29 protein-coding genes are annotated in these 24262 nt (G+C 30.4%); 17 read left to right on the top strand and 12 right to left on the bottom strand.

Annotated features, from left to right (window positions below; translation table 11 throughout):
* The first annotated feature begins 129 nt into the window (after positions 1-129).
* From exbB to AJN69_RS09315, 3 genes are read left to right on the top strand one after another with little or no spacing between them, the layout of a single operon-like run.
* A complete protein-coding gene (exbB, locus tag AJN69_RS09305; RefSeq protein ID WP_002851166.1) occupies positions 130-555 on the top strand; it encodes a TonB-system energizer ExbB in 426 nt (141 codons plus the stop codon).
* Positions 548-937: a TonB system transport protein ExbD gene (gene exbD / locus AJN69_RS09310; protein ID WP_002851470.1), complete on the top strand. Its 390-nt coding sequence runs from the start codon at positions 548-550 to the stop codon at positions 935-937. The genes exbB and exbD overlap by 8 nt, the downstream gene beginning before the upstream one ends.
* Positions 934-1617, top strand: a complete 684-nt coding sequence (locus tag AJN69_RS09315; protein WP_044779890.1) for an energy transducer TonB — start codon at positions 934-936, stop codon at positions 1615-1617. Before exbD ends, AJN69_RS09315 begins: the two co-directional genes overlap by 4 nt.
* A 12-nt stretch (positions 1618-1629) precedes the next feature.
* Here the strand turns inward: AJN69_RS09315 and AJN69_RS09320 are convergent, their stop codons facing one another.
* Together AJN69_RS09320 and AJN69_RS09325 are read right to left on the bottom strand one after the other, a co-directional pair.
* Positions 1630-2499, bottom strand: coding sequence for a hypothetical protein (locus AJN69_RS09320; protein ID WP_044779891.1), 870 nt, complete (start codon positions 2497-2499; stop codon positions 1630-1632).
* A 3-nt stretch (positions 2500-2502) separates the two neighbouring features.
* Positions 2503-2664: a hypothetical protein gene (locus tag AJN69_RS09325; RefSeq protein WP_002778908.1), complete on the bottom strand. Its 162-nt coding sequence runs from the start codon at positions 2662-2664 to the stop codon at positions 2503-2505.
* Positions 2665-2758: 94 nt separating this feature from the next.
* Here AJN69_RS09325 and AJN69_RS09330 point away from each other — a divergent pair, with 94 nt between their 5' ends.
* A complete protein-coding gene (locus AJN69_RS09330) occupies positions 2759-3742 on the top strand; it encodes an MnmA/TRMU family protein (protein ID WP_044779892.1) in 984 nt (327 codons plus the stop codon).
* A gap of 85 nt (positions 3743-3827) precedes the next feature.
* Here AJN69_RS09330 and aroC read toward each other — a convergent pair whose 3' ends face one another.
* Genes aroC through AJN69_RS09350 form a run of 4 tightly spaced genes read right to left on the bottom strand, consistent with a single transcriptional unit; the run spans position 3828 to position 6990 of the window.
* Positions 3828-4916 carry a chorismate synthase gene (gene aroC, locus AJN69_RS09335; protein WP_070288031.1) on the bottom strand — a complete coding sequence of 363 codons (1089 nt, stop codon included), beginning with the start codon at positions 4914-4916 and terminating at the stop codon, positions 3828-3830.
* Complete coding sequence (gene rnc / locus AJN69_RS09340; protein WP_002862275.1) at positions 4916-5590, bottom strand: ribonuclease III; 675 nt, start codon at positions 5588-5590, stop codon at positions 4916-4918. The genes aroC and rnc overlap by 1 nt, the downstream gene beginning before the upstream one ends.
* Entirely contained in the window at positions 5577-6017 is a 441-nt protein-coding gene (rnhA, locus tag AJN69_RS09345; RefSeq protein ID WP_002851277.1) for a ribonuclease HI, read from the bottom strand. Before rnhA ends, rnc begins: the two co-directional genes overlap by 14 nt.
* Positions 6004-6990 carry a hypothetical protein gene (locus AJN69_RS09350; RefSeq protein ID WP_044779894.1) on the bottom strand — a complete coding sequence of 329 codons (987 nt, stop codon included), beginning with the start codon at positions 6988-6990 and terminating at the stop codon, positions 6004-6006. Before AJN69_RS09350 ends, rnhA begins: the two co-directional genes overlap by 14 nt.
* Positions 6991-7059: 69 nt before the next feature.
* Here AJN69_RS09350 and dnaG point away from each other — a divergent pair, with 69 nt between their 5' ends.
* The 13 genes from dnaG to AJN69_RS09415 all read left to right on the top strand — a co-directional run bounded on the left by dnaG (position 7060) and on the right by AJN69_RS09415 (position 19074).
* Positions 7060-8877 (top strand): DNA primase, encoded by a 1818-nt coding sequence (gene dnaG / locus AJN69_RS09355; RefSeq protein WP_044779895.1) that lies wholly within the window; start codon positions 7060-7062, stop codon positions 8875-8877.
* 81 nt (positions 8878-8958) lie between these two features.
* On the top strand, positions 8959-9231 hold the full coding sequence (locus tag AJN69_RS09360) for a NifU family protein (protein WP_002866611.1): 273 nt from the start codon (positions 8959-8961) through the stop codon (positions 9229-9231).
* A complete protein-coding gene (locus tag AJN69_RS09365; RefSeq protein ID WP_002855727.1) occupies positions 9218-9769 on the top strand; it encodes a hypothetical protein in 552 nt (183 codons plus the stop codon). Before AJN69_RS09360 ends, AJN69_RS09365 begins: the two co-directional genes overlap by 14 nt.
* Entirely contained in the window at positions 9753-11036 is a 1284-nt protein-coding gene (locus AJN69_RS09370; protein WP_002862278.1) for a UDP-N-acetylmuramoyl-L-alanyl-D-glutamate--2,6-diaminopimelate ligase, read from the top strand. Before AJN69_RS09365 ends, AJN69_RS09370 begins: the two co-directional genes overlap by 17 nt.
* Positions 11037-11039: 3 nt before the next feature.
* Positions 11040-11351: a YbaB/EbfC family nucleoid-associated protein gene (locus AJN69_RS09375; RefSeq protein WP_002851172.1), complete on the top strand. Its 312-nt coding sequence runs from the start codon at positions 11040-11042 to the stop codon at positions 11349-11351.
* Positions 11348-12442 (top strand): PDZ domain-containing protein, encoded by a 1095-nt coding sequence (locus tag AJN69_RS09380; protein ID WP_002862279.1) that lies wholly within the window; start codon positions 11348-11350, stop codon positions 12440-12442. The genes AJN69_RS09375 and AJN69_RS09380 overlap by 4 nt, the downstream gene beginning before the upstream one ends.
* Positions 12439-13284, top strand: a complete 846-nt coding sequence (locus tag AJN69_RS09385) for a polyprenyl synthetase family protein (RefSeq protein WP_002883129.1) — start codon at positions 12439-12441, stop codon at positions 13282-13284. Before AJN69_RS09380 ends, AJN69_RS09385 begins: the two co-directional genes overlap by 4 nt.
* Positions 13285-13293: 9 nt before the next feature.
* Positions 13294-15192 (top strand): transketolase, encoded by a 1899-nt coding sequence (tkt, locus tag AJN69_RS09390; RefSeq protein WP_070288029.1) that lies wholly within the window; start codon positions 13294-13296, stop codon positions 15190-15192.
* A gap of 1 nt (position 15193) precedes the next feature.
* On the top strand, positions 15194-16303 hold the full coding sequence (locus AJN69_RS09395; protein WP_070288028.1) for an ABC transporter permease: 1110 nt from the start codon (positions 15194-15196) through the stop codon (positions 16301-16303).
* Complete coding sequence (locus AJN69_RS09400; RefSeq protein WP_002862283.1) at positions 16304-17026, top strand: ABC transporter ATP-binding protein; 723 nt, start codon at positions 16304-16306, stop codon at positions 17024-17026. It begins immediately after the preceding gene.
* A gap of 2 nt (positions 17027-17028) precedes the next feature.
* On the top strand, positions 17029-17919 hold the full coding sequence (locus tag AJN69_RS09405) for an MlaD family protein (RefSeq protein WP_002862284.1): 891 nt from the start codon (positions 17029-17031) through the stop codon (positions 17917-17919).
* The gene (locus tag AJN69_RS09410; RefSeq protein ID WP_052795476.1) at positions 17919-18518 is read left to right on the top strand and encodes an ABC-type transport auxiliary lipoprotein family protein; all 600 of its coding nucleotides are present in this window, start codon (positions 17919-17921) and stop codon (positions 18516-18518) included. Before AJN69_RS09405 ends, AJN69_RS09410 begins: the two co-directional genes overlap by 1 nt.
* A gap of 55 nt (positions 18519-18573) precedes the next feature.
* The gene (locus tag AJN69_RS09415; RefSeq protein WP_070288026.1) at positions 18574-19074 is read left to right on the top strand and encodes a flagellar FLiS export co-chaperone; all 501 of its coding nucleotides are present in this window, start codon (positions 18574-18576) and stop codon (positions 19072-19074) included.
* 370 nt (positions 19075-19444) lie between these two features.
* On the opposite strand, the gene map is transcribed toward AJN69_RS09415, so the two are convergent.
* From map to AJN69_RS09445, 6 genes are all read right to left on the bottom strand, one after another.
* Positions 19445-20203 carry a type I methionyl aminopeptidase gene (gene map / locus AJN69_RS09420; RefSeq protein WP_070261500.1) on the bottom strand — a complete coding sequence of 253 codons (759 nt, stop codon included), beginning with the start codon at positions 20201-20203 and terminating at the stop codon, positions 19445-19447.
* A gap of 9 nt (positions 20204-20212) precedes the next feature.
* Entirely contained in the window at positions 20213-20956 is a 744-nt protein-coding gene (gene murI, locus AJN69_RS09425; RefSeq protein ID WP_002871264.1) for a glutamate racemase, read from the bottom strand.
* Between the two features lies 1 nt (position 20957).
* Positions 20958-21419: a C40 family peptidase gene (locus tag AJN69_RS09430; RefSeq protein WP_002862288.1), complete on the bottom strand. Its 462-nt coding sequence runs from the start codon at positions 21417-21419 to the stop codon at positions 20958-20960.
* Positions 21420-21427: 8 nt separating this feature from the next.
* Positions 21428-22597: a Na+/H+ antiporter NhaA gene (nhaA, locus tag AJN69_RS09435; RefSeq protein WP_070239897.1), complete on the bottom strand. Its 1170-nt coding sequence runs from the start codon at positions 22595-22597 to the stop codon at positions 21428-21430.
* The gene (gene nhaA / locus AJN69_RS09440) at positions 22594-23742 is read right to left on the bottom strand and encodes a Na+/H+ antiporter NhaA (RefSeq protein WP_032603391.1); all 1149 of its coding nucleotides are present in this window, start codon (positions 23740-23742) and stop codon (positions 22594-22596) included. Before nhaA (AJN69_RS09440) ends, nhaA (AJN69_RS09435) begins: the two co-directional genes overlap by 4 nt.
* A 141-nt stretch (positions 23743-23883) precedes the next feature.
* Positions 23884-24066, bottom strand: a complete 183-nt coding sequence (locus AJN69_RS09445) for a YjfB family protein (protein ID WP_002856010.1) — start codon at positions 24064-24066, stop codon at positions 23884-23886.
* Positions 24067-24262: the final 196 nt, after the last annotated feature.

Below are 24262 nucleotides of genomic sequence, written 5' to 3' on the forward strand. Positions count from 1 at the left end.
TAACCTAATAAAAATAAAAACTATAAACAAGAATTTCTTATAAAATTATGATAATTGATATTAATTATAAATTTATTTTTTATATAGTATAATCTTTTAAAATTTATAAGTATATTTTTGGAGAAAAATGTGGAATTTCTAAAAGATTACATCGATTTAATTATCTTTTTAATTCTAGGAATTATGGCATTTATAGCTTTTTGGTGTGTTGTAGAAAGAATGCTATTTTTTAGAAAAATTAACTTTAAAAATTATGAGAATCAAGAGCAATTTGATGATGCGATTAGTGAAAATTTAACCACTATATATATCATCTATTCCAATGCCCCTTATATAGGACTTTTAGGCACTGTAATAGGCATCATGGTTACATTTTACGAAATGGGCTTAGCGGGCAATATAGATGTCAAATCTATAGTCGTAGGACTTTCTTTAGCTCTTAAAGCTACAGCCTTGGGACTTTTGGTTGCTATTCCTGCTTTAATGGCTTATAATGCCTTACTTAGAAAAGTTTCCCTCTTAAGCAATGCTTATAAGGCAAATAAAAATGCTTAAACTACCAAAAAATGAAGGTTTAAATATAGTTCCATTTATAGACATTATGCTTGTTTTGCTTGCTATAGTACTTAGTATTTCAACTTTTATTGCGCATGGAAAAATTCAAATCTCACTTCCTTCAAGTGAAAATGCTACCAATATAAGTAATAATGAAAAAAAACTTCTTATAACCATAGACGAAAAAAATACTTTTTATTTAAATGATAAATTAGCTGATTTAAATGAAGTTCAAAATGCTATTTTTTCACTTGATAAAAAAACCATAGTAGAACTAAAAAGCGATAAAAATGCTAAATTTGAAAGTTTTGTAAAAATTATAGATTTTTTAAAAGCCAAAGAACATGAAAATTTTCAAATTCTTACTGAGAAAAACAAATGAAAATTTTATTTTTAAATCATAAATACCAAGCTTCTTATATAACTTTTATAGTCTTTATATCTTTGCTTTTTGTCATTTTTCACTCGAATGACTTTTTTAAAATGGAAATTAAAAACGAAGATTCTTTTTCTTTAGCAATAAAACAATTTACCCAAACCAATCCAACAAATGAGACTAAACCAACAGAACCCATTATAGAATCCATCAAACCAAAACCTCAGCCAAAAGTTATTAAAAAAACTCCTGAAAAAATGCAAAAAAAGATAAAAAAAACACCTCCACATCCAATACCAAATAAAACCCCAATAGCACCAACTCAAGAAGTTAAAACTTTTACAAAAACAACTGATACAAATGTCAAACCTAAAATCACCCAATTAACACAAGGAAAAGATAATCACCCTGTATTAAAAGAAATCCAAAAAGCTATACAACAAGCACAATTTTATCCAAGGCAAGCAAAAAAAATGCGTATGCAAGGAACTGTAAAAGTAGAATTTTTATGGAAAGAAAATAAAACTTTAGCAGATTTAAAAATCATAGAAAGCTCAGGATATGATTTGTTAGATAAAAGTGCTTTAGAAAGCATAAAAAAAGCTTCTTTAAATTTTCCACAGTATAACGGAGATTTAAGAATTACACTACCTATTATATATGATTTTAAAATCTTAAGAGGGTAAAATTATAATTTACTACACTCTCTTATCTACAATTTGTGTTTCTTGATTTTCAATTTTATTTTGAAAATCTTTACTTAAATTCTGACTTAATTCTTGCAAAGATTTTTGCTTCAGTTTTTCAAATTCTTCAGGATTACTAGCCTCAAGCTTTGCCTGCTCATCAGCACTTAAAGCACTTAAACCTTTTTCTTGGGCTTTTTGAAGCAAATCTTCGTCTTCTTTTTCTTTGATATTATTTTCCTTATCATCTTTTTTATTGATTTTTTGCGGATCTATGGTTTTCATAGCATTAGCTCCACCACCTGATGCCTCTTTAATGTCACTTAAAATTTCTCTCATGCTAGGTTCTTTAACATCGCTATCATCAACTTTACCATCTTTATTTACATCTTTATCAATAAAAAAATTTAATTTTTCTTCTATATTTGCATCATCAGATATTTTTTCATCGCTTGTTTTAAAGCCTAAATTTTGCATACTTTGTTGAAGGGTGCTTGTATTAAAATTTAATTTTACACTTTGTTGTTTATTATTTAAATTTGAATTTAAAGAACCAAAATTATCTTTTACACTTTCAAACCAATTTGAAACAAATTGATTTGCTTCGCCATTAAGCCTTATGCTACCATCATTTCTAGCAACATAATTCATATAAGAACCAAAATTTTTTTGCAAACTACTATAATTTTCATCGCTTAAATTTAAAGCTATAAGTTCACCTTGCTTATTTTCAAAAACAACCTTAACACCATCGCTATTTAAACTCGAAAGATCTTGCACGGGAATTTTATCTTGATCTTCTTTTTTTAATACGCTAAGCTCTTTTTTATCAACATTATTAGTTAAAGAATGGGTTAAACTAGCAGAAGTATCGATTTTCATTATTTATCCTTTTTTACATTTTGCAAATAAACCTAAACGACACATTTTTCTCTCATGTGAATTTTTTAAAGAATTACACTTTTTAAGTTCTTGCTCGTAGTTAGCACAAGAATTTGCAAAAGCAAAAGAACTCAAAATGCTTAAAACTAAAATTATTTTTAACACTTTCCAATCCTTATTTTAAAGATTTTTTAGTTAAAATTATACCTTTTATAATCGACAAAATCTTAAAAAATTTTATAATCTCAGAAAGGAATCAATGAAAGCATTAGCTCTTTTTAGCGGTGGGCTTGATAGTATGCTTGCAATGAAACTCATCACTGCACAAGGCATAGAAGTTAAAGCTCTAAATATCAACATAGGTTTTGGAAGCACAAGTGATAAAAGCGAAATCATGAAAAAGCGTGCGGAAATGGTAGGTGCGGATTTTGAAATGATAGATGTAAGAAATTCCTATCTTCAAGAAGTGCTTTTTAACCCACAATATGGCTATGGCAAACATTTTAATCCTTGTATAGATTGTCATGCTTTTATGTTTAAAACTGCTCTTGCTATGTTAAAAGAAGAAAACGCAAGTTTTATCATCACAGGAGAAGTTTTAGGACAACGCCCTATGAGTCAAAGAAGTGATGCGATGGCAAAGGTTAAAAAACTTGCTCTTGATGAAGAAGATTTAATCTTACGTCCTATGTGTGCAAAAAACCTACCTCTAACCAAACCTGAAAGAGAAGGTTGGGTAGATAGAGAAAAACTCGAAGGTATTAGTGGAAGAAGTCGCAAAAGACAACTTGAACTTGCAGCTAAATTTGGCTTAGAAGACTTTGAAAGTCCAGGTGGAGGTTGTTTGCTAACTCTTGATAGTTTTGCTAAAAAAATTCGAGATTTCATAGAATTTGACAAAGATATGCAGGTTAATGACGCACAACTTTTAAAATATGGTCGTCATTTAAGATTGCCCAATGGAGCTAAAATGATCATAGGTAGAAATGAACTTGAAAATACTCTTTTAAAAGGTTTAAAAACTCCTAAATATGAAGTAATAGAACTTGGGGATTTAATCGGAGCTTACTCTTTGGTAGATGAAAAAATTTCAGAAAAAGACTTAAAACTTGCCTTAAAAATAGCCCTTACCTATACTAAACACGAAGCAGGAAAAAACTATGAACTTAAATTTAAAAATCAAGCTTATACAAGTATAGCTTTTGAAAATAAGGCTGATATTAATCAATTTTTTATTAGTTAAAGTATAAAGTATTTAGCAAAACAAGCGATATAGTATTTGAATCTTTTCAAAATATTGCAATCAAGCCCATTAAAATGGGCTTTTTTTATTTTAATCCATAAGCATTTTTTAAATTGTTTAAATTCGCGCTCGCATTCAAAAGCAAACAATCAGCCAAAACTAAACGCACCATAGCACTAGCTACAACACTTCCTCTAACACCTACACAAGGATCATGCCTACCTTTAAGTTCAAATTCCAAATTATTGCCAAATTTATCTATACTTTCTTGCTTGGCAAAAATAGAAGGAGTAGGTTTAAAATAAGTTTTTAAAATAAGATTTTCTCCATTTGAAATTCCTCCTAAAATTCCTCCACTATGATTGCTTAAAAACTTGCCATCTTTTAAAGCATCATTATTACACGATCCGCGCATTTTGCTTGCATTAATACCTTCACCTATTTCAACTGCTTTAACAGCATTAACTCCCATTAAAGCATGAGCTAATTTAGAGTCTAACTTATCATAAAGAACTTCTCCAAGTCCCGCAAGCATACCACTAACTTTTGTAAAAACGGCAGCGCCTACACTATCTTTTGAACTTCTAGCATTTAAAATTTCATTTTTAAAGTCACTTTCTAGTTTTGGATCAAGGCAAAAAATTTCACTTTTCTTAGCAAATTCAAAATCAAATTCTTCTTCTTTCAAATTTGATACAAAAGTTCCTACTCCAAAAACACCACTTTGAACACAAATACCAAATTCACGCAAAAGCATCGCTGCAACTGCGCCACCAGCCACTCTAGCAACACTTTCTCTAGCGCTTGATCTACCTCCACCCCTATGATCTCTTATGCCATATTTATAAAAATAAGTAAAATCCGCATGAGCAGGACGAAATAGATCTTTTAAATTATCATAATCCTTAGAATGAGCATTTTCATTAAAAACTACTATAGCTATAGGATGACCCGTTGTATATCCTTCAAAAACTCCACTTAAAACCTGAGCTTTATCGCTTTCTTTTCTTGGTGTTGCAAATTTACTTCCGCCTTTGCGTTTATCAAGCTCATTTTGTAAAAATTCTTCATCAAATTTAACTCCAGCAGGCACTCCATCAATAATACATCCAACAGCCACACCATGAGACTCACCAAAACTTGTAAATTTCAATCTCGTACCAAAGGTATTCACTATAAAGCTCCTAATTTCTCAAGTGCAATTTTTGCTGCCATTTGCTGTGCTTCTTTTTTGCTTCCCGCAATAGCTCTTGCAAGTTCTTTACCATCAAGCATTAAAGCGATTTCAAATTGCTTTAAATGATCAGGACCAAAAGCACGCACTGTTTCATACTGCGGAGTTTGTCCGATTTTTCCCTGTGTAATCTCTTGTAATTTTGTTTTATAATCTTTTATAAGAATTTTTGCATCAATTTGAGGGAAATTTTTTTCTATAAGTCTTAAAGCAATAGTTTTTGCAAACTCAAACCCAGCTTCTAAATGTATAGCACCTATAATGGCTTCTAACGCATCTGAAAGTATAGAAGGCTTTTCTTTTCCTCCATTGTTTTCCTCAGCAACACTCATAAAAATAAAATCGCCCAAATTTAAACTATTTGCAATTTTTGCAAAAGACTTTTCATTCACTAAAGCCGCTCTAAGCTTAGATAAATCTCCTTCGGCATCTTTGGCGAATTTATGAAAAAGGTATTCACCCACAACTAAATCAAGCACGGCATCACCTAAAAATTCCAAGCGTTCGTTGTTGTAAGATTTTTTAAAACTTTTATGGGTTAAAGCATGTATAAGAAGATTTTTATCTTTAAATTCATAAGTTAAACTCTGCTCTAGTTTTTCAATGTTTTTCATCATTTTCCCTTGCAATTTTCAAAGCAGCTTCACGCGCCAATGTATCACATCTTTCATTTTCCAAATGTCCATTATGTGCTTTTACCCAAAAAGCCTTAATCTTATGAGATTTTGCCACTTTAATATATTCCTTCCATAAATCTATATTTTTTTTACCTTTAAAATCCTTTTTTATCCATCCTTCTAGCCATTCATTAATACTTTGAACCATTAGGTTAGAATCTGTAAAAAGCGAAATTTCACAAGGCTCTTTTAAAGCCTTCAAAGATTCAATAATTGCCATTAGCTCCATTCTATTGTTAGTGGTATTAGCCTCAGCTCCAAAACCTTCCTTTTGATACTCCTTATAACGCAAAATATAAGCCCATCCGCCAAAACCTGGATTATTAAGACATGAACCGTCTGTATAAATTTCAATGTGTTTCATTGTTTTTCACTTCATAAATAATTGTACAAGTATTAAACTCATAACAAATAGGACAGTGATAAAAAAATAAAGGCATAACATTTTTACACTCAGAACAACGATATGAAAATTCTAACCCCGCATTAAAAGAATTATCTTTTAAAATTTTTAACATTTTAAAATTAGAATTTTTAAAAACAAACTGATGTGTATCATCATGCTTTGAAATTTTGCCCAAAGCATAAAAGAATTCTAAAAAATCTTGATTTTCTAAATTAAACGCTTCATTTTCTCTATAAAGCAAATCACAAATATCAAAAAAATTTTGCCCTAAAAACATATGATATTTTTCAAAAACTAAACGCCCTAACATAGGATTATCTTCTATTTTAAATTCTAAAAGTTTTTTCTTTTTTTCTTCATCAGTGATATTAAAAGTACAAAGTTCTAAAGCTTTGATAAAATCATGCTCTTTTTGTACATCTTCATTAAGCTCAAAAAGACATTCTAAAAGTTCTAAATTTTCTTTATAAGAACGAAGTTTTAAATAAACAATTTTTAAAAGTTTTAAGGCTTGTATATTTCTTGGACGCAGTTTTAAAACTTGTAATAAAACTTCTTTTGCACGCTCTAAAAATCCTGCTTTAAAATAAACTTTTGCCAAAGAAAGGAAAATAAATTCTCTTTCTTGTTTATCTTTACATTTTTCAAGAGCAATCAAATAAATTTGAGTTGCTTTTTCAAATTCTCCGCTTTTAGTAAAAATTTCGGCCAAAAAACTTAAATTTCCAAAACTCAAGCTACTATTTCTTAACAACTCTTTATGAGCGTTATCCATTTCAAATTTTTTTATAAATTTTTCAAGCTTTTGTTCTTCATCTTTGTTAGCAAATATTTTCCAAATATAATTTGCAACAGCTACAACAAATACTAAAATGGTTAAAATTATAAGCCCTACTAAAGGGTCTCTGTATTCTACAAAGAAAAAATCCATAGTCTCGCTCTAAAAATTTTATGCCAAATTATAGCCAAATCTTTGTATAATTTTAACAAGGTTTGTAAAATGATAACTAAAGAAAGTATAGAAAATTTATCCCAAAGACTTAATATTGTTGATGTTATAGAAAATTATATTGAAGTAAAAAAACAAGGCTCTAGTTTTGTATGTATCTGTCCTTTCCATGCAGATAAAAACCCGTCTATGCATATCAATCCTACCAAAGGTTTTTATCATTGTTTTGCTTGCAAGGCTGGTGGAGATGCTTTTAAATTTGTAATGGATTATGAAAAATTAAGTTTTGCCGATGCAGTTGAAAAAGTTGCAAGCCTTAGTAATTTTACTTTGAGCTATACAAAAGAAAAACAAGAAAATAAAAAAGAGCTAAAATCTATACTACCAAGCTTAAATGCGTATTTTAAAGATAATCTCAAACACCACAAAGAAGTTTTAACCTATCTTTACCAAAGAGCTTTAAATGACAAAGATATAGCCAAATTCGAATTAGGTTTTGCAGGAGCAAGTGAAGATAGTATAAGATTATTGCAAAATCAAAAAATTCCTTTAGAAGATGCTATGAGTGTTGGAGCTTTAAAAAAAGATGAAAATAATGAATTTTACGCAAGTTTTATATGGCGTATCACCTTTCCAATCTACGATCATAAAGACTTATTAGTAGGGTTTGGAGGGCGTACTTTAAATCCCAATGCACCGGCAAAATATGTAAATTCACCCCAAAATATACTTTTTGATAAAAGTAGAATTTTTTATGCTTTTAACATCGCTAAAGAAAATATAGCCAAAAAAAAAGAAATAATAGTATGTGAAGGCTACATGGATGCAATAGCTTTTCACAAAGCAGGGTTTAACAATGCTGTAGCAGTTCTTGGAACAGCATTAACCGAACATCATCTACCTTTAATCCGCCGTTATGATGCAAAAGTGATTTTATGTTTTGACAATGATGAAGCAGGATTAAAAGCTGCGACACGATCTGCATTTTTATTAAGCACAAACAAAATAGACGGTAAAGTGGCAATTTTACAAGGCGGAAAAGATCCCGCTGAGCTCGTAGCAAAAAATGAAAGCACAAAACTCCATAATATACTCGATGAAGGAATAGAGCTTGGTGAATTTTATATCAGACGCTTAATATCCACTCATTCCATAATTTCTGCTCTTGACAAACAAAAAGCTTTAGAAACTATACAAAAATTCACCTTTAATCTTGAACCTTTAGTGGCAAATTCTTACACTAGTCTAGTTTCAAATTTATTAAAAGTGGATGAAAAATTTATCGTCTTATCACAAAATTCAAAAAAAACCATACAAACCCCTTTAATTTCTCAAAATAAATACAATTTTCCTAAAGAAAAAATTCACATTGCAGAATTAGAACTTATAGCTTTTTTAAAACAGCATCCAGATATATGTAACGATTTTAAGCAAATTAGTGATAGTATTTGTTTTAAGCATAAAATTTTATTGGATAAAATTTTAGAAAAAAAAGGTTATGAAGATAGTGATATTAGAGAATTTGAAAGTAAAAATATTCGAAAAAATTTAAACTATAGCGAATTCTTGTTAGGTATTTGCAAGGTTAATTTAGCTTTTTTAAACAATGTAAAAATTAAAAATTCTACACTCGCATTAAAAAAACAACTTTTTACGCTTATTGATAAAAATTTAAATCTTTTAATTAAAAATTTAAATACCGAAGAATTAAATAATTTTTTAAAAGAATATTTAAGCTTCTTAAAATATGAAAAAAACGAAGAAATTCTGCAACAATCATTTAGAAACTTAAATGGAATTTTTAGTAACAAAAACTTTACAGCTTATGATTTAGGATTTAGCGCGCAAGATAATGACGAACCTTTTTAATTTATTTAAATTTCAAGCCTTAATTTACCTTTTTTTAAACACAATCACGCTAAAGTATATAAAAATTTTTAAGGATAAATTATGATGCCTTTTAGTGATGAAGAGCTTATAAATCCTGTTAAAGCAAGTTTAGAAAAGAGCTTGCCTATGCTTGAACGTGATGGCGGAGGGCTTGAATTTTTAGGGATTAAAAATGGGGTTGTTTATGTCCATTTAATAGGAGCTTGCAAAGGTTGTGCATCAAGTGGAACGACACTAAAATACGGTCTTGAAAGGCAACTTAAGATTGATATTCATCCAGAAATCACTATAATCAATTTAAACGGCGGAGCAGACGAATTTGCAAAATTATAAAAAACTTGGAATTGAACATTTTTACAAGAAAGATTTTAAAACTGCAAAAATGTATTTTTCTATGGCTTATGAAAAACGCAAAAATAAACGCTTGCTAAATTTTATCTGCCTTTGTGATCTTGCTTTAAAATCTCCTAAAGAAGCTTCTTTACTTTTTGATTTTTATATAGAACATTACAAAATCTCTAGCATTGATAAAGACTTAGAAGAAATTTTAAGTACGATTGAATTTAAAAAACAAGAAAACAAACAGGAAAACGAATTTGAAGATGGGCATGCGTTAAATTATCAAGATTTTTTAAAAAGCGAAGAAGAACTTGGTTTTCAAAAAAGTTTTGAAAATATCATTAACAGCACTAAGTTAGTTATTGATAATCGTGATGATTTTTTAGATTTTTTGGAAAAATTACTTGATAATGGCTATAAAGATATGACTTTAAATTATATAGAAAATGTTATGCCTCATTTTTGGGCAAATGATAGATTTATCAAACTCCAAGAAAAACTCATAGGATTTAAAAGTGAAATTAAAACTTGAAAATTCATTCATTACAGATAATACCTTAGAGTGTGAAAAAGAATGCTTTTTTTTACAAACCACACAAAATGCTAAATTTCACGCTCAAGCCTTAGAAAAAGGTGCAAAAATCATTGATGTAAATGAATGTAAAAAACTTTTAAAAATCGATGAAAAGATTCAAATCATAGGAATCACAGGAACCAATGGTAAAACCACAACCGCAGCAGCGATTTATTCTATCTTATTGGATTTAGGTTATAAATGCGGGCTTTGCGGGACAAGAGGAGCTTTTATCAACGATGAACAAATTGATGAAAAATCCTTAACCACCTCCCCTATTCTTAAAACCTTAGAGTACCTACAAATAGCCACTCAAAAAAAATGTGATTTTTTCATCATGGAAGTAAGCTCACACGCACTCGTTCAAAACCGTATCGAAGGCTTAAATTTTGCTGCTAAAATTTTTACCAATATCACTCAAGATCATTTAGATTTTCACGGTACTTTTGAAAATTACAAAGAAGCAAAAGAACTTTTTTTTACAGATGAGAGTTTAAAATTTATCAACAAAGATGCTTTGGCTATTAAATTTAATGTGCGTAACGCTTTTACTTACGGCATAGAAAATCCTGCTTTATATCAAATCAAAGCCTATTCTTTAGAAGAAGGCATTAGTGCTATTGTAACAAATAAAAATCAAACTTTTCACATAGACTCGCCCTTACTAGGACTTTTTAATCTTTACAATCTTCTAGTTGCTAGTGCTTGTGTGAATGAACTTGTAAAGCCTGATTTAAAAGATTTGGAAAAAGCTATCAGTGGATTTGGCGGAGTTTGTGGCAGGGTAGAACAAGTAGCAAAAGGTGTGATTGTGGATTTTGCTCATACGCCTGATGGCATTGAAAAAGTGCTTGACACTCTTAAAAATAAAAAACTCATCGTTGTTTTTGGAGCAGGTGGAGATAGAGATAAAACCAAACGCCCTTTAATGGGAAAAATCGTCGAACATTTTGCAAAAATTGCTATCATTACAAGTGATAATCCACGCAGCGAAGAACCAAAAACCATCATGGAAGAAATTTTATCAGGCTTTGCTAAAAAAGAAAAAGTTTTAACGATAGAAGATAGAAAAGAAGCCATAAAAAAAGCTTTAGAACTAAAAGAAAATGACGATTTAGTCGTTATTTTAGGCAAAGGTGATGAAACTACTCAAGAAATTAAAGGGATAAAATATCCTTTTAGTGATAAAGTAGTTGTTAATGAAATTTTAAAAAATCAAGGATAATCAATGTTTGAAAATATGGATTTTTCTAAAATGGGTGAACTTTTAAATCAAGTTCAAGAAAAAGCAAAAAATATAGAACTAGAACTTGCAAATCGTGAATTTAGCGCCAAAAGTGGAGCAGGACTTGTTAAAGTAAGCGCTAATGGAAAAGGCGAGATTATCGATGTTAGCATTGATGATTCTTTACTTGAAGATAAAGAGTCCTTGCAAATTTTACTTATTTCTGCGATTAATGATGTTTTAGCCATGGTTGCGCAAAATCGCTCAAGTATGGCGAATGATGTTTTAGGCGGTTTTGGAGGTATGAAATTATGAAAAAAATTTTAATTATTTGCATGCTTTTTACTTTGTCTTTTGGTATAGAAAGACCTAAATTTGAAGATTTTTTAGCAGGTTATGAAAGAAATAAGGCAAGCATGCTCAACTATGAAGGAATGCCAGCTTTTGCACTCAGTGAAAATTTACTTGCTGTGTTAAAACAGCCTAATACTAAGCTTAACAAATATGTAAAATACGATCCATTTTTAAATTTATATCTTGTAAGAACTGACTTTAGCCTAATCCCTACTCCTATGGGTGATGAAGAAAAACTTACTCGTAATGATTGGGTTGGAATTTGGGATCCTAATAAACCTTATATAGGGCATATTAAGTATTTAGCTCAAAATATTGATGAAAAAGATCAACTTGATTTTAATTCTAAAATAGGACTTTTAGGGACTCCATGCTGTGAAATGATGGGGATTGCTTTAAATAATAGCTCTTTTATAGGCAATCGCTATTTAAAACATTTTATGAAATATAACGATGTTTATTGGGGGGATATTGGCGTTGATTTTGTTGTTCGAGAAAATAAAATTTATGTTAACAATGTAAGAAAAAATCCACAATTTTTAATCAACGATCAAGTTATAAGTGTTGATGGCTTACCCGCCAATGATTTAAGAAAACTCAATGAAAAAATTCTTTTTGCAGATCGCGGAAGCACTCTTTATTTTCAAGTATTGCGTGATAATATGGATTTAAATATTTCTACTGAAGTTTTTGCAAAAGATTTAAGCAAATTTAACCTTCCTGATTCTAAACCAAAACCAAAAATTACAAATTTCACAAGCAATCTTGGTTTAACGGTTAATACTAGTCTTGTTGTAACCAAAATAGATCCAAAATCAAAAGCATCAAATGCAGGATTTATGGTAGGAGATAAAATTTTACGCGTTAATAATATTATTTTAAATAATTTTAAAGAATTACAAAATATTTTAAGTGCTGGTAATGACTTTAGCATCTTAATTGAACGCAAAAGTACTAAATTACCTTTATCAAATTTCAACAATGAACTAGGCGGAAATGCCAACTCAGGTGGCGATGGTAAATTTCAATTTTTCATAAGGCTTACTAAGTGAATTTAAAAGAACTTTTTATCCATCACTTAGAAAAAAATCTACCTAAAGTTGAAAGCTTTCATCCTTTTTTTAATGAAGCTTTAGCCCTTATGCTAAAAGCGGGAGGAAAGCATTTTCGCGCACAATTGCTTTTAAGCGTAGTACAAAGCAATAAACCTGAACTTTTAAATCAAGCTTTAGATGTGGCTTTAGCTTTGGAATTTATCCATACTTATTCACTCATACACGATGATTTACCCGCTATGGATAATGCGGATTTTAGACGAGGAATTCCAACCTTACACAAAAGCTACGATGAAACTACAGCCATCTTAGTTGGCGATGCTTTAAATACTGAAGCTTTTTTAGTTCTAAGTCATGCTCATTTAAAAGATGAAATCAAAATCAAACTCATCAAAACCCTTGCCTTTAATGCAGGACTTAATGGAATGGTTATAGGACAAGCTATTGATTGTTTTTTTGAAGACAAAAGACTGAGTTTAAATGAACTTGAGTTTTTACACACACATAAAACCGCAAAATTGATCGCTGCAGCTTTAAAAATGGGTTGTGAAATTTGCGAACTTAACAACGAAGAAAGCAATCAAATTTACAAACTTGGTTTAAAACTAGGACTGATTTTTCAAATCAATGATGATATTATCGATGTAACTACAAGTCAAGAACAAAGCGGAAAGCCTACTAATAACGATATTCATAAAAATTCTTTTGTCAATTTGCTTGGACTTGAACAAGCCATAAAAACAAAAGAAAATCTTCTTAGTGAATGCGAACAAGATTTAGAAAAACTTAATGAAAAACTCGCACAAATGATACAAAATTTAATAATTCAATACTTATAAAGGCAAAAAATGGACATTCAAATTTTACAAGAACAGGCAAATACTCTAAGATTTTTAAGTGCCGATATGGTGCAAAAAGCAAACTCAGGACACCCAGGTGCACCTTTGGGCTTAGCAGATATTTTAAGTGTTTTAAGTTATCATTTAAAACACAATCCCAAAAATCCAACTTGGCTAAACCGTGATAGACTTGTATTTTCAGGTGGACATGCAAGTGCTTTACTTTATAGTTTTTTACATTTAAGTGGCTATGATTTAAGCCTAGAAGATCTTAAAAATTTCCGCCAACTTCATTCTAAAACCCCAGGACACCCTGAAATTTCAACTCTTGGAGTAGAGATTGCTACAGGCCCTTTAGGACAAGGCGTTGCCAATGCTGTAGGCTTTGCTATGGCGGCAAAAAAAGCACAAAATTTACTAGGTAGTGATTTAATCGATCATAAAATTTATTGTCTTTGCGGAGATGGAGATTTGCAAGAAGGCATTTCTTATGAAGCTTGTTCTTTAGCAGGACTTCACAAGCTTGATAATTTCATACTTATTTACGATAGCAACAATATCTCCATAGAAGGCGATGTAGGTTTAGCCTTTAACGAAAATGTAAAAATGCGTTTTGAAGCACAAGGATTTGAAGTTTTAAGTATAAATGGACACAATTACGAAGAAATCAATAAAGCCTTAGAACAAGCTAAAAAATCCACAAAACCTTGTCTTATCATCGCAAAAACAACTATAGCAAAGGGTGCAGGAGAGCTTGAAGGCAGTCATAAAAGCCATGGTGCACCTTTGGGCGAAGAAGTGATTAAAAAAGCCAAAGCACAAGCAGGTTTTGATCCAAATATCAGTTTTCATATCCCACAAGCAAGCAAAATCCGCTTTGAAAGTGCTGTAGAACTTGGGGATTTAGAAGAAGCAAAATGGAAAGATAAGCTTGAAAAAAGTGGTAAAAAAGAACTTTTAGAAAGGTTATTAAATCCTGATTTTAGCAAGATAGCTTATCCTGATTTTAAAGGAAAAGATCTTGCTACAAGAGATAGCAATGGTGAAATTTTAAATATTTTAGCTAAAAATTTAGAAGGATTTTTAGGTGGAAGTGCGGATTTAGGCCCTTCAAATAAAACAGAACTTCACGGCATGGGAGACTTTGTAGAAGGTAAAAATATCCATTTTGGTATCAGAGAACACGCTATGGCAGCGATTAACAATGCTTTTGCAAGATATGGAATTTTCTTACCATTTTCGGCAACTTTTTTCATCTTTAGCGAGTACTTAAAACCTGCTGCAAGAATAGCGGCTCTAATGAAAATCAAACATTTTTTCATTTTCACACACGATAGCATAGGTGTGGGCGAAGATGGACCAACACACCAACCTATAGAACAACTTAGCACTTTTAGGGCTATGCCAAATTTTTTAACCTTTAGACCTGCTGATGGAGTGGAAAATGTCAAAGCTTGGCAAATAGCCCTAAATGCAGGTATTCCAAGTGCTTTTGTGCTTTCACGCCAAAAACTCAAAGCTCTAAATGAACCCGTTTTTGGAGATGTAAAAAACGGAGCATATTTACTTAAAGAAAGCAAAGATGCTAAATTTACACTTTTAGCGAGCGGAAGCGAAGTTTGGCTTTGTCTAGAAAGTGCAAACGAACTTGAAAAACAAGGTTTTGCTTGCAATGTTGTTTCCATGCCTTGTTTTGAACTTTTTGAAAAACAAGATAAAGCTTATCAAGAAAGATTGTTAAAAGGTGAAGTTATAGGTGTTGAAGCAGCACATTCTAATGAACTTTATAAATTTTGCCATAAAGTGTATGGCATAGAAAGTTTTGGAGAAAGTGGCAAAGACAAGGATGTTTTTGAATACTTTGGCTTTAGCGTTTCAAAGCTTGTAAATTTTATCCTTAGCAAATAAAATGAATACAAATTTCAAATTTCAAAATAACACTCTTTTTATCTTTGGAATTTGGGATAAAACAAGTATTTATAAGTTAAAAATAAAAGATTTTTTAGCTTTGATTCAAAGCAAGGAAGTGATTTTTGATTTTAAAGATCTAAAAGCAATCGATACCGCTGGAGTGAGATTTTTCCTTGCTTTGGAAAATGACCTTAAAGATAAAAATATTAAAATCACCAAAGAAGGCTTAAATTTACGCTTTCAAACCCTTTTTGAACTTTGTGAAAAAAACTACCAAAGACTAAGCAAAACAAAAAAATCACATAAAAATTTCAGTGAATACTTTATCGATCTTGGAAAATTAAGTTTAGAACTTTTAAAAATTTTAAGAAAATTCATCAATTTCACAGGAGCTTTTTTCACAAGTCTTTTTTTATGCCTTAAAAATCCTAAAAATTTTCGCTTTATTGCTTTTTTATATCATATAGAAAATTCTGCTTTTAAAGCCTTGCCTATAGTTATTTTAACTGCTCTTTTAGTAGGAGTGGTTTTAGCCTATCAGGCCGCTTATCAACTCGCACAATTTGGAGCCAATATTTTCATAGTAGATTTGATGGGAATTTCGGCCACTAGAGAACTTGCACCTTTAATTGCTGCCATAGTGATCGCAGGAAGAAGTGCAAGCTCTTATACCGCACAAATTGGAGTGATGAAAATCACTGATGAAATTGCAGCTATGAATACTATGGGTTTTCGTTCTTTTGAATTTATTATTATTCCGCGTGTCATGGCTTTGGTAGTGGCTATGCCTTTAATCGTTGCCATTAGCGATGCAATCAGTATTATAGGTGGAATGATAGTTGCAAAATTAAATCTTGATATTTCTTTTGCCGAATTTTTAAGACGCTTTAGAGAAGCTGTAGATATAAAACATATCTTTATAGGACTTGTAAAAGCACCTATTTTTGGATTTTTAATAGGGCTTATTGCTTGTTTTCGTGGTTTTGAGGTAAAAAACACTACACAAAGCATAGGAATTTATACCACAAAAAGCGTTGTAAATGCTATTTTTTGGGTGATAGCTTTTGATGCTTTATTCTCTGTTATTTTAACTTCTGCAGGAATTTAAATGGTTATTAAAGCACAAAATATCATTACAAAATTTGGAGAAAAAATCGTCCATGATGGCGTAAGTTTTGAAATCAAAAAAAACGAAATTTTTGGTATTTTAGGAGGTAGTGGAAGTGGAAAATCCGTCCTTTTAAAACAAATGCTTATGCTTGAACATTTTGATGGTGGAGAATATGAAATTTTAGGCTATAAACTTAAAAATATCAACGAAGAAGATGCACTTGCTTTGCGTAAAAAATGGGGTGTGGTTTTTCAGTTTGCTGCACTTTTTAGCTTTTTTAATGTTTATGAAAATATAGCCATTCCTTTAAAAGAATACACTCATTTAGATGAAAATAGCATACAAGAACTGGTTTTAATGAAGTTAAAAATGGTAGGCTTAAACGAAAGTGTTTTAAAACAATTTCCAAGCGAACTTAGTGGTGGTATGCAAAAAAGAGTGGCAATTGCTAGAGCTTTAGCACTTGATAGTAAGTTACTTTTTTTAGATGAACCTACCTCAGGACTTGACCCTCATAGTAGTCGTGAATTTGACGATTTGGTTTTAGAATTAAAAAAAAGTTTTGATTTAAATATCATTTTGGTTACACATGATAAAGAAAGTATGAAAAATTTACTCGATCGTTTTATCATTTTAGAAAATAAAAAAGTTGGATTTTGCGGTACTTATGAAGAATTACGCCTGCAAAATGAACGACTTTTTAAAAGATTTATGGAGTAAAAGTGGAAAATAGAGCAAATTATTTTTTTGTAGGACTTTTTGTTTTTGGAGTGTTTTTTGCAAGTCTTGGTTTCATACTTTGGCTTGGTGGATACTCTAAAGAAGAAAGTTTTAAGTATTATGAAATTCACACACAAGAATCCGTTGCAGGACTTGGCATAAAAGCACCCGTAAGGCTTTTGGGCGTGGAAGTAGGTAGCGTAGAAGAAATCAGCATTTACAATCAAGATGAACTCGGCGTTAACATACGCATTAAGGTCAAAAACAATACCCCTATAAAAGAAGACACCTTTGCTACTTTGCAACTTCAAGGTATCACAGGACTTAAATTTGTCCAACTTCAAGGCGGAAGCAAAAATAGCAAAGATTTAGTATCTATACAGGGAAAACTTCCAGTCATTCCTTTTAAAGAAAGTTTTTTAGCAACCATAGACAGACAAAGTGAACATATTTTTTCTTTGGTTAAAACGGCCGATGATAAATCAAAAGAACTTTTAAGCGAAAAAAATCTTAAAAATCTAGAAATCTTTTTGCAAAATCTAGCAGAATTAAGTGCAAATTTAAATGCTAATTCTAAAAATTTAAGCCTTAATCTTTCAAACACAAGTTTAAAAATAGGAAAAATGGCTGATAATATAAGCCTTAGTGCGCAAAATTTCAACTCCAGTCTTAAAGACATAAAAGAAAGCACGATGATTTTAAAAAATTTCATAAAAAAAGCTGATGAAAAATTAAACACTTATGATGATATTAAAGCATCTTTGATGCAAAATTTAGAGCTTTTTAAACGAATTTTAATTGAAAGCAATATTCTAATAGAAAATTTACAAAACAGCCCTGCTGATTTGATTTTTAAAGAAACTAAACCTAAACTTGGACCAGGAGAAAAATAATGCTAAAGCAATTATTCTGTATTTTGACTTTTATTTTTATGTTATGTGGATGCTCTTTAAGACACGAAACCATCAATAAAAATGAAAATATCATATTAAAAGACGAAGGAATAGACTCAAATATTTTTTTTAAAAAAACTGGTAAAATTCTTAAAATTCGCAATGCAAATGCACCTTTATATTTAAACTCAAGAGCTATTGTTTATATAGATAATGGTTTTAGCAACAAATACGCACATTATTTCTGGGGAGATTTACCAAGCAATCTTTATTCTTTTTTAATTTTGTCAAAATTTGAACAAAGCAATATTTTTACAACCTTGCTTTCTTCAACAAGCTCTTTAAGTGCGGATTATGCTCTTGAAAGCAGGATTAACTCTTTTGAGCAAATTCTTAATAACAATGAAAACTACGCTCAAATTTCTGTAAGTGTAAATTTCATAAATCTTGAAAACAATCAAATAATAGCTCATAAAATTTTCAATACTAAAGAAAAAATAGAAAAAAAAGATATCCGCTCTACCTATAATGCTTTTCAAAAAGCCTTGAATAAAATTGGCAATGAGATTATTTTTTGGGTAAATTCTAATTTATCCTAATTTAGGAACACTTTTTGCTTTTTAAATATTTAGCAATATTTTTGAAAGGTAAACAATGAAAAGTGATTTAGATATATTTAAAAAACACTTAGGCGAAATTCAAAGCGTGGATGAATTTAAAGCAAATCAAATTTGCTCTCAAATCAATGATGCAAATGATTTTATAGGAGCACTTCAAGTACTTGATATGTCTTTAAAAAAAATAGAAAAAAGCATTCTAGAAAGAATAGATGAAAATTCAGATGATATGCAAAAAAGAACTCTTGATGCCACAGCATCACAACTTATACAAAACTGCTCTTTCATGGGAACAGCCCTTTTTGGAAATATTTTCAATGTTTATGTTGGTAAAAAACTTTTTGAATTTGAAATTGCTAATCCACTTTTAATTCTTCAAACAAGTAATTACGAAGGTGTATTGGCCTATATACAAGATAAAAGAGATGAAATAAAAATCATTCTATCAGAGTTAGCAACCGCAATCACCATGGGCGAAACTGTGGATAATGCTGGAATTTATAACTCTACAATGGATTTTAAAAATTTATTTAAATAAGAATGGTAATCATTTGTTCTCTTTAAGCAAATATAATATATTTTAGCTTAAAGAGATTTTCCAAACTCTAAAAGAGAGTTAGGCTACGAATAAAAAGGGGGAGGGAAATAGCCTAACCCAAACGAGATCTTAAAAGATCTCTTTAAACTAAAATAAATATTTAGATAATTTAATAAAAATTATTAAATTATCTAAACCATATTTATGTTTTAGTTTAATACGATGTGACACTTTATTCTAATAACACTTAATATATGATAAAAATATTATTTAGTAACTTAAATTATTAAAGAATATTACTACAATATTATTTAAAAAATTTTAAATTTTTAGGATTTTAAGAAAAAAATATTATTTTTATAATTTAATATCATATCATAGAAAGAATTTCAGCACGCCCATTAATCACAGCAACACAATGTTCATAATGAGCCGCATTAAGCCCATCAATACTTCCAGCATCCCATTTTCCATTATAATGTTTTGGTGTTCCATCTTTTTGGCATATCATAGGCTCTATGCAAAACACCATTCCATTTTTAATTTTAGGGCCACTTTTTGCACTCGCACCTTTTTCTAAATAGTTTAAAATTTCAGGCTCTCCATGGGGCTTTCGTCCTATACCATGTCCACAATATCCACGAAGCGGGACAAAACCTCTTACATGGATAAATTCGCCTAAAGCAGCTGAAAGTTCCTTAAAACGCATTCCATCATGAATAATATCTATAGCATGATATAACGCGTCTTTAGCGCAAGAGATTAAAGCTTTATCAGTGGGTGAAACTTCTCCTATAGCAATAGTTCTTGCTGCATCCCCATAATACCCATCAATCAAACTTCCCACATCAAGACCTAAAATATCACCCTCTTTGATAATTTTATCATCTGGAATTCCATGGATACAAACTTGATTTAAAGATGTACAAATGGCACCTGGAAAACCATAAAGCCCCTTAAATGATGGCTTGGCACCAAGGCTTAAAATATAATCTTCTGCCATTTTATCAATTTGTTTTAAACTCATTCCTATTTTAATTTCATTCTCTAAAAAATTTAAAGTTTTTGCTACAATTTGATTTGCTATTCTTAATTTTTCTATTTCATCTGGTTTTTTCAATTCTATCATTTTATTTCCTTATAAATTTAGCCAAATTTTAGCAGTATTTTTTAAAGATTCAACATCGCTTGAAGCATAAAAATGCAATCTTGCTTTATGATTTTTCAAATCTATATTTTCTCTTTCTTTAAGAAATTCAACTATAGCATCTCCTGAATGAATTAATTTTGTTTTATCGCCAAAATACTTACTTAAAGAACGACCTAGTAAAGGGAAATGAGTACAAGCGAGTATCAAAGCATCTGGAGTTGTGATATTTTTAAAATAATACTCCATAGCACTTTGCAAAAAATCTCCTTCAAAAATACCTTCTTCAACCATAGGCACAAAAAGCCCTGTAGCTAAAGCATTTATATTTGTATATCCTTGAGATAATAAACGCTTTTGGTATTCTTCTGATTTAATGGTTGCTTTTGTTGCAATGACTAAAATTTCTTTATTTTTATCATGTAAAGCTTTTATCGTTGCTTCAACCCCTGCATCAATTACGCCATATACTGGAAAATGTGCTTTTGCTTTTAAAGCATCTAAAGCATAAGCACTAGCAGTATTACATGCAATGATAAGCATATCAATTTGAAATTGTTCAAAAAATTCCAATGCTTCAAGACAGAACTTGATAATAGTATCTTTATCTTTTACCCCGTAAGGAACTCTTGCGGTATCTCCATAATAGATAATTTCATCAAAAAGTCTAGCTTCATAAAGAGATTTTAAAACACTAAGCCCCCCTACTCCGCTATCAAATACACCTATTTTCACTTTAATACCTTCTTGCTCCTATATAACGAGCCTTCCAATAAGAACTATTTAACTCGACTTCTTTTACTCCACCTTTAGTAGATAAATGTATAAATTTTCCCTTGCTCGTATAAATACCAACATGCATACCATTTGGCCCTCTACCTGTCTTAAAAAATACCAAATCTCCTGTTTGCAATTTTGATTTAGAAACTTTTCTCCCAGAACCTAATTGAGTTTTTGTAGTGCGAGGTATGCGTATATTAAGCTGAGCTAATGCACTCTGCGTAAATCCTGAACAATCAGCACCTTTTTTAGTAGTTCCACCTAAAACATAAGGAGTTTTTTTCCATTCATTTGCTATAGTCTTAAGTTTTGTTTCTTTATTTGTATTATAAATCGGACGAGTATAGTTTAAATTCTGATAAAAACTACATCCACTTATAAAGAATACAATCGTGATGATGAAAAAAATATGCCTCATCAGTCCCCTTAAGATCGAGTAGCAAAGAATTTAAGATAAATAAAACCCCAAATCCCAGAACAAAATGAAGCTATAAGAATAGCTAAATTATCTGCATAATTAAAAATATCACTGACTTCATACGCCAAGCCATCGATAAACAAACTCATTGTAAAACCAATACCTGTAAGTATACAAACCCCATAAAGTTGTTTCAAATTTGAACCTTGGGGCAAGGCTGCAAATTTAAAGCGGATTGCCAAATAAGAAAACAAAAATACACCCACTTGTTTACCCACAAAAAGCCCCAAGAAAATACCTATACTTACACCTGAAAAAATTGCTCCTATGTCGATATTGGATAAATTTACCCCAGCGTTAGCAAAAGCAAATAAAGGCAAGATAACAAAAGCGAGCCAAAATTTTAGACTTTCATAAATTTCTTCTAAAAATGCTTCTCCATTTTTAGTTTGCATCGGTATAAAAAATGCTGTTATGATTCCAGCCAAAGTTGCATGCACACCACTTTTTAAAACACTAATCCAAAGAATAACTGAGCAAATAAAATAAAAAGACTTTCTTGTTATTCCTAAAATATTTAAAACAAGCATTACCAAAATAGCAATTCCTGCAACGACAAAAGCAACTATTGATAATTTTGTCGTATAAAAAATAGCTATAATTAAAATAGCACCCACATCATCAAAAATAGCCAAAGAAAGTAAGAAAATTTTTAAACTTGATGGAATATGCTTACCACACATCATTAAAATCGCTAAAGCAAACGCTGTATCTGTAGCTGTAGGTATAGCCCAACCTTTTAAAGTATAAGCATCTCCTATATTTACCAAAGCAAACAACATCGCAGGTATAAGTATACCCCCTAAAGCAGCCATAAAAGGTAAAACAATATTTTTAGGATTTTTAAAATCCCCATGCAAAAATTCCTTCTTAAGCTCAAGCCCTATAGCAAAGAAAAATATAGATATAAGCCCATCATTTATCCAAAGCAAAAAAGGTTTATTAAGCTCAAATTCACCTACACTAAATCCGACTTTTAAATTTAGAAATTCTCGATAATGTTCGCTAAAAGATCCATTTTGCACAAGCAAAGCAAGCAAAGTACAAACTATAAGTAAAACACCACCAAAAGCCTCATTTAAAACTAAAGTTTTTAATTTATGTACTATATTATTCATTTAACAATCTTAAGATAAATAAAACCAACAATGGCACTTAAAAAACTAGCTATTAAAATAGCAAGTTTATCCGCATGTTCAAAAATATCACTATTTTTATAGGCCAAACCATCAATAAATAAGCTCATCGTAAAACCAATGCCTGTTAAAATACATATACCATAAAATTTTCCATATTTAATATTTTCAGGTAGTTTTGCAAGCTTAAGTTTGATAGCAATAAAACAAAAAGTAAAAACACCTAGTTGCTTTCCTAAAAATAATCCTAGAATAATTCCAAGGCTTACAGGTGAAAATACTGAACCAAGATGCATATCTCTGATATCAATCCCAGCATTAGCAAAAGCAAATAAAGGCAAGATAAAATAAACCACCCAAGGATTTAAATCCTTAAGAACTTCATGCAAATAAGGTTTTTTATTTTTTGTATCAAGCGGTATAAATAAAGAAATAATCACACCAGCCAAAGTCGCATGTACTCCACTTTTAAGCATAGCTATCCACAATACAACACCTACTAACACATACAAAGAAAGATGGGTGATGTGATAATAATTTAACAAAAGCAGAGCAAATATACAAAACAAACAAATAATAATCGCCAAAGCTGAAAGCTGATCTGTATAAAATAAAGCAATAATAACAATAGCGCCCAAATCATCAAAAATAGCTAAAGAAAGTAAAAAAAGCTTTAAACTTGTAGGAATTTTATTTCCTAAAAGCATCAAAATGCCTACTGCAAAAGCTATATCAGTTGCTGTAGGTATTGCCCAACCTTTCATAGCAAAATCATGGGAATAATTAATAGTAGCAAAAATTAAAGCAGGAGTAATCATACCCCCAAAAGCTCCAAATATAGGTAAAGACACAGCTCTTATATTTTTAAGCTGTCCGCGTAAAATTTCATATTTTAACTCAAGCCCTATACATAGAAAAAATATAGCTATCAAACCATCATTTATCCATAAATCCAACGACTTTGAAATTTGAAAATGATCAAATCCTACTGTAAAATTAGCATGAAAAAAATCTGTATAAATAACACTTAAAGAAGAATTTTTACATAATAAGGCTAAAAATGTAAAAAATATAAGCAAAATACCAGGGAAAGTTTCACTTAAAACCATCTTCTTTATCATTTGCATCCTTGCTCCTAAATAAATATTATAAAAATTTAATACGATAAATAAAATGGCAAAATTATAACGAAAAAATACTAAAGAAATAATTATTTAAAAAAACAAGCTCAAGATACCAACAAGTTCTTAAGCTTGTTCTTAAGATATTTAAGCGTAAATATCCAAACCACTAGAGCTAGAAACTTGTGGAGCGGAGGCTTGAGAGACACCTTCCATACCTTCGATGAGTTCATTCATCAATGCCTCGTTTGTGTCCATAGATTTTTTCAAAACTGAAGTATTAACAGCAGTCATTAAATTAGCATTACCCATAGAAACATCTGAAACCATATCATCCTCCTTTTAGATTGAGTCTTAAGACTTTATTTAAATCGGATGATATTTTTAAAACTTAATATTTTTTACTAAACTTTTTAAAATTTTTCAAGGAAACCAATATCTGAAATTAAAAATCATAAATTTTTTAAGATAAAATCCTATTTTAAAAATTTTTACACTATGAAACAATAAGCAAAATATAAATGGT

It is taken from the genome of Campylobacter sp. BCW_4338 (genome assembly GCF_001763255.1).
In the GTDB taxonomy this organism is placed as follows: domain Bacteria; phylum Campylobacterota; class Campylobacteria; order Campylobacterales; family Campylobacteraceae; genus Campylobacter_D; species Campylobacter_D jejuni.

Coding starts and splice junctions, on each gene's coding strand:
- AJN69_RS09315 (WP_044779890.1), top strand. CDS start 934: ATGAAAATTTTATTTTTAAATCATAAATACCAAGCTTCTTATATAACT.
- rnhA (WP_002851277.1), bottom strand. CDS start 6,017: ATGAAACACATTGAAATTTATACAGACGGTTCATGTCTTAATAATCCA.
- AJN69_RS09375 (WP_002851172.1), top strand. CDS start 11,040: ATGTTTGAAAATATGGATTTTTCTAAAATGGGTGAACTTTTAAATCAA.
- map (WP_070261500.1), bottom strand. CDS start 20,203: ATGATAGAATTGAAAAAACCAGATGAAATAGAAAAATTAAGAATAGCA.
- AJN69_RS09320 (WP_044779891.1), bottom strand. CDS start 2,499: ATGAAAATCGATACTTCTGCTAGTTTAACCCATTCTTTAACTAATAAT.
- rnc (WP_002862275.1), bottom strand. CDS start 5,590: ATGAAAAACATTGAAAAACTAGAGCAGAGTTTAACTTATGAATTTAAA.
- tkt (WP_070288029.1), top strand. CDS start 13,294: ATGGACATTCAAATTTTACAAGAACAGGCAAATACTCTAAGATTTTTA.
- exbD (WP_002851470.1), top strand. CDS start 548: ATGCTTAAACTACCAAAAAATGAAGGTTTAAATATAGTTCCATTTATA.
- AJN69_RS09410 (WP_052795476.1), top strand. CDS start 17,919: ATGCTAAAGCAATTATTCTGTATTTTGACTTTTATTTTTATGTTATGT.
- AJN69_RS09380 (WP_002862279.1), top strand. CDS start 11,348: ATGAAAAAAATTTTAATTATTTGCATGCTTTTTACTTTGTCTTTTGGT.
- AJN69_RS09445 (WP_002856010.1), bottom strand. CDS start 24,066: ATGGTTTCAGATGTTTCTATGGGTAATGCTAATTTAATGACTGCTGTT.
- AJN69_RS09430 (WP_002862288.1), bottom strand. CDS start 21,419: ATGAGGCATATTTTTTTCATCATCACGATTGTATTCTTTATAAGTGGA.
- nhaA (WP_032603391.1), bottom strand. CDS start 23,742: ATGCAAATGATAAAGAAGATGGTTTTAAGTGAAACTTTCCCTGGTATT.
- dnaG (WP_044779895.1), top strand. CDS start 7,060: ATGATAACTAAAGAAAGTATAGAAAATTTATCCCAAAGACTTAATATT.
- AJN69_RS09350 (WP_044779894.1), bottom strand. CDS start 6,990: ATGGATTTTTTCTTTGTAGAATACAGAGACCCTTTAGTAGGGCTTATA.
- AJN69_RS09415 (WP_070288026.1), top strand. CDS start 18,574: ATGAAAAGTGATTTAGATATATTTAAAAAACACTTAGGCGAAATTCAA.
- nhaA (WP_070239897.1), bottom strand. CDS start 22,597: ATGAATAATATAGTACATAAATTAAAAACTTTAGTTTTAAATGAGGCT.
- AJN69_RS09395 (WP_070288028.1), top strand. CDS start 15,194: ATGAATACAAATTTCAAATTTCAAAATAACACTCTTTTTATCTTTGGA.
- AJN69_RS09330 (WP_044779892.1), top strand. CDS start 2,759: ATGAAAGCATTAGCTCTTTTTAGCGGTGGGCTTGATAGTATGCTTGCA.
- AJN69_RS09360 (WP_002866611.1), top strand. CDS start 8,959: ATGATGCCTTTTAGTGATGAAGAGCTTATAAATCCTGTTAAAGCAAGT.
- AJN69_RS09400 (WP_002862283.1), top strand. CDS start 16,304: ATGGTTATTAAAGCACAAAATATCATTACAAAATTTGGAGAAAAAATC.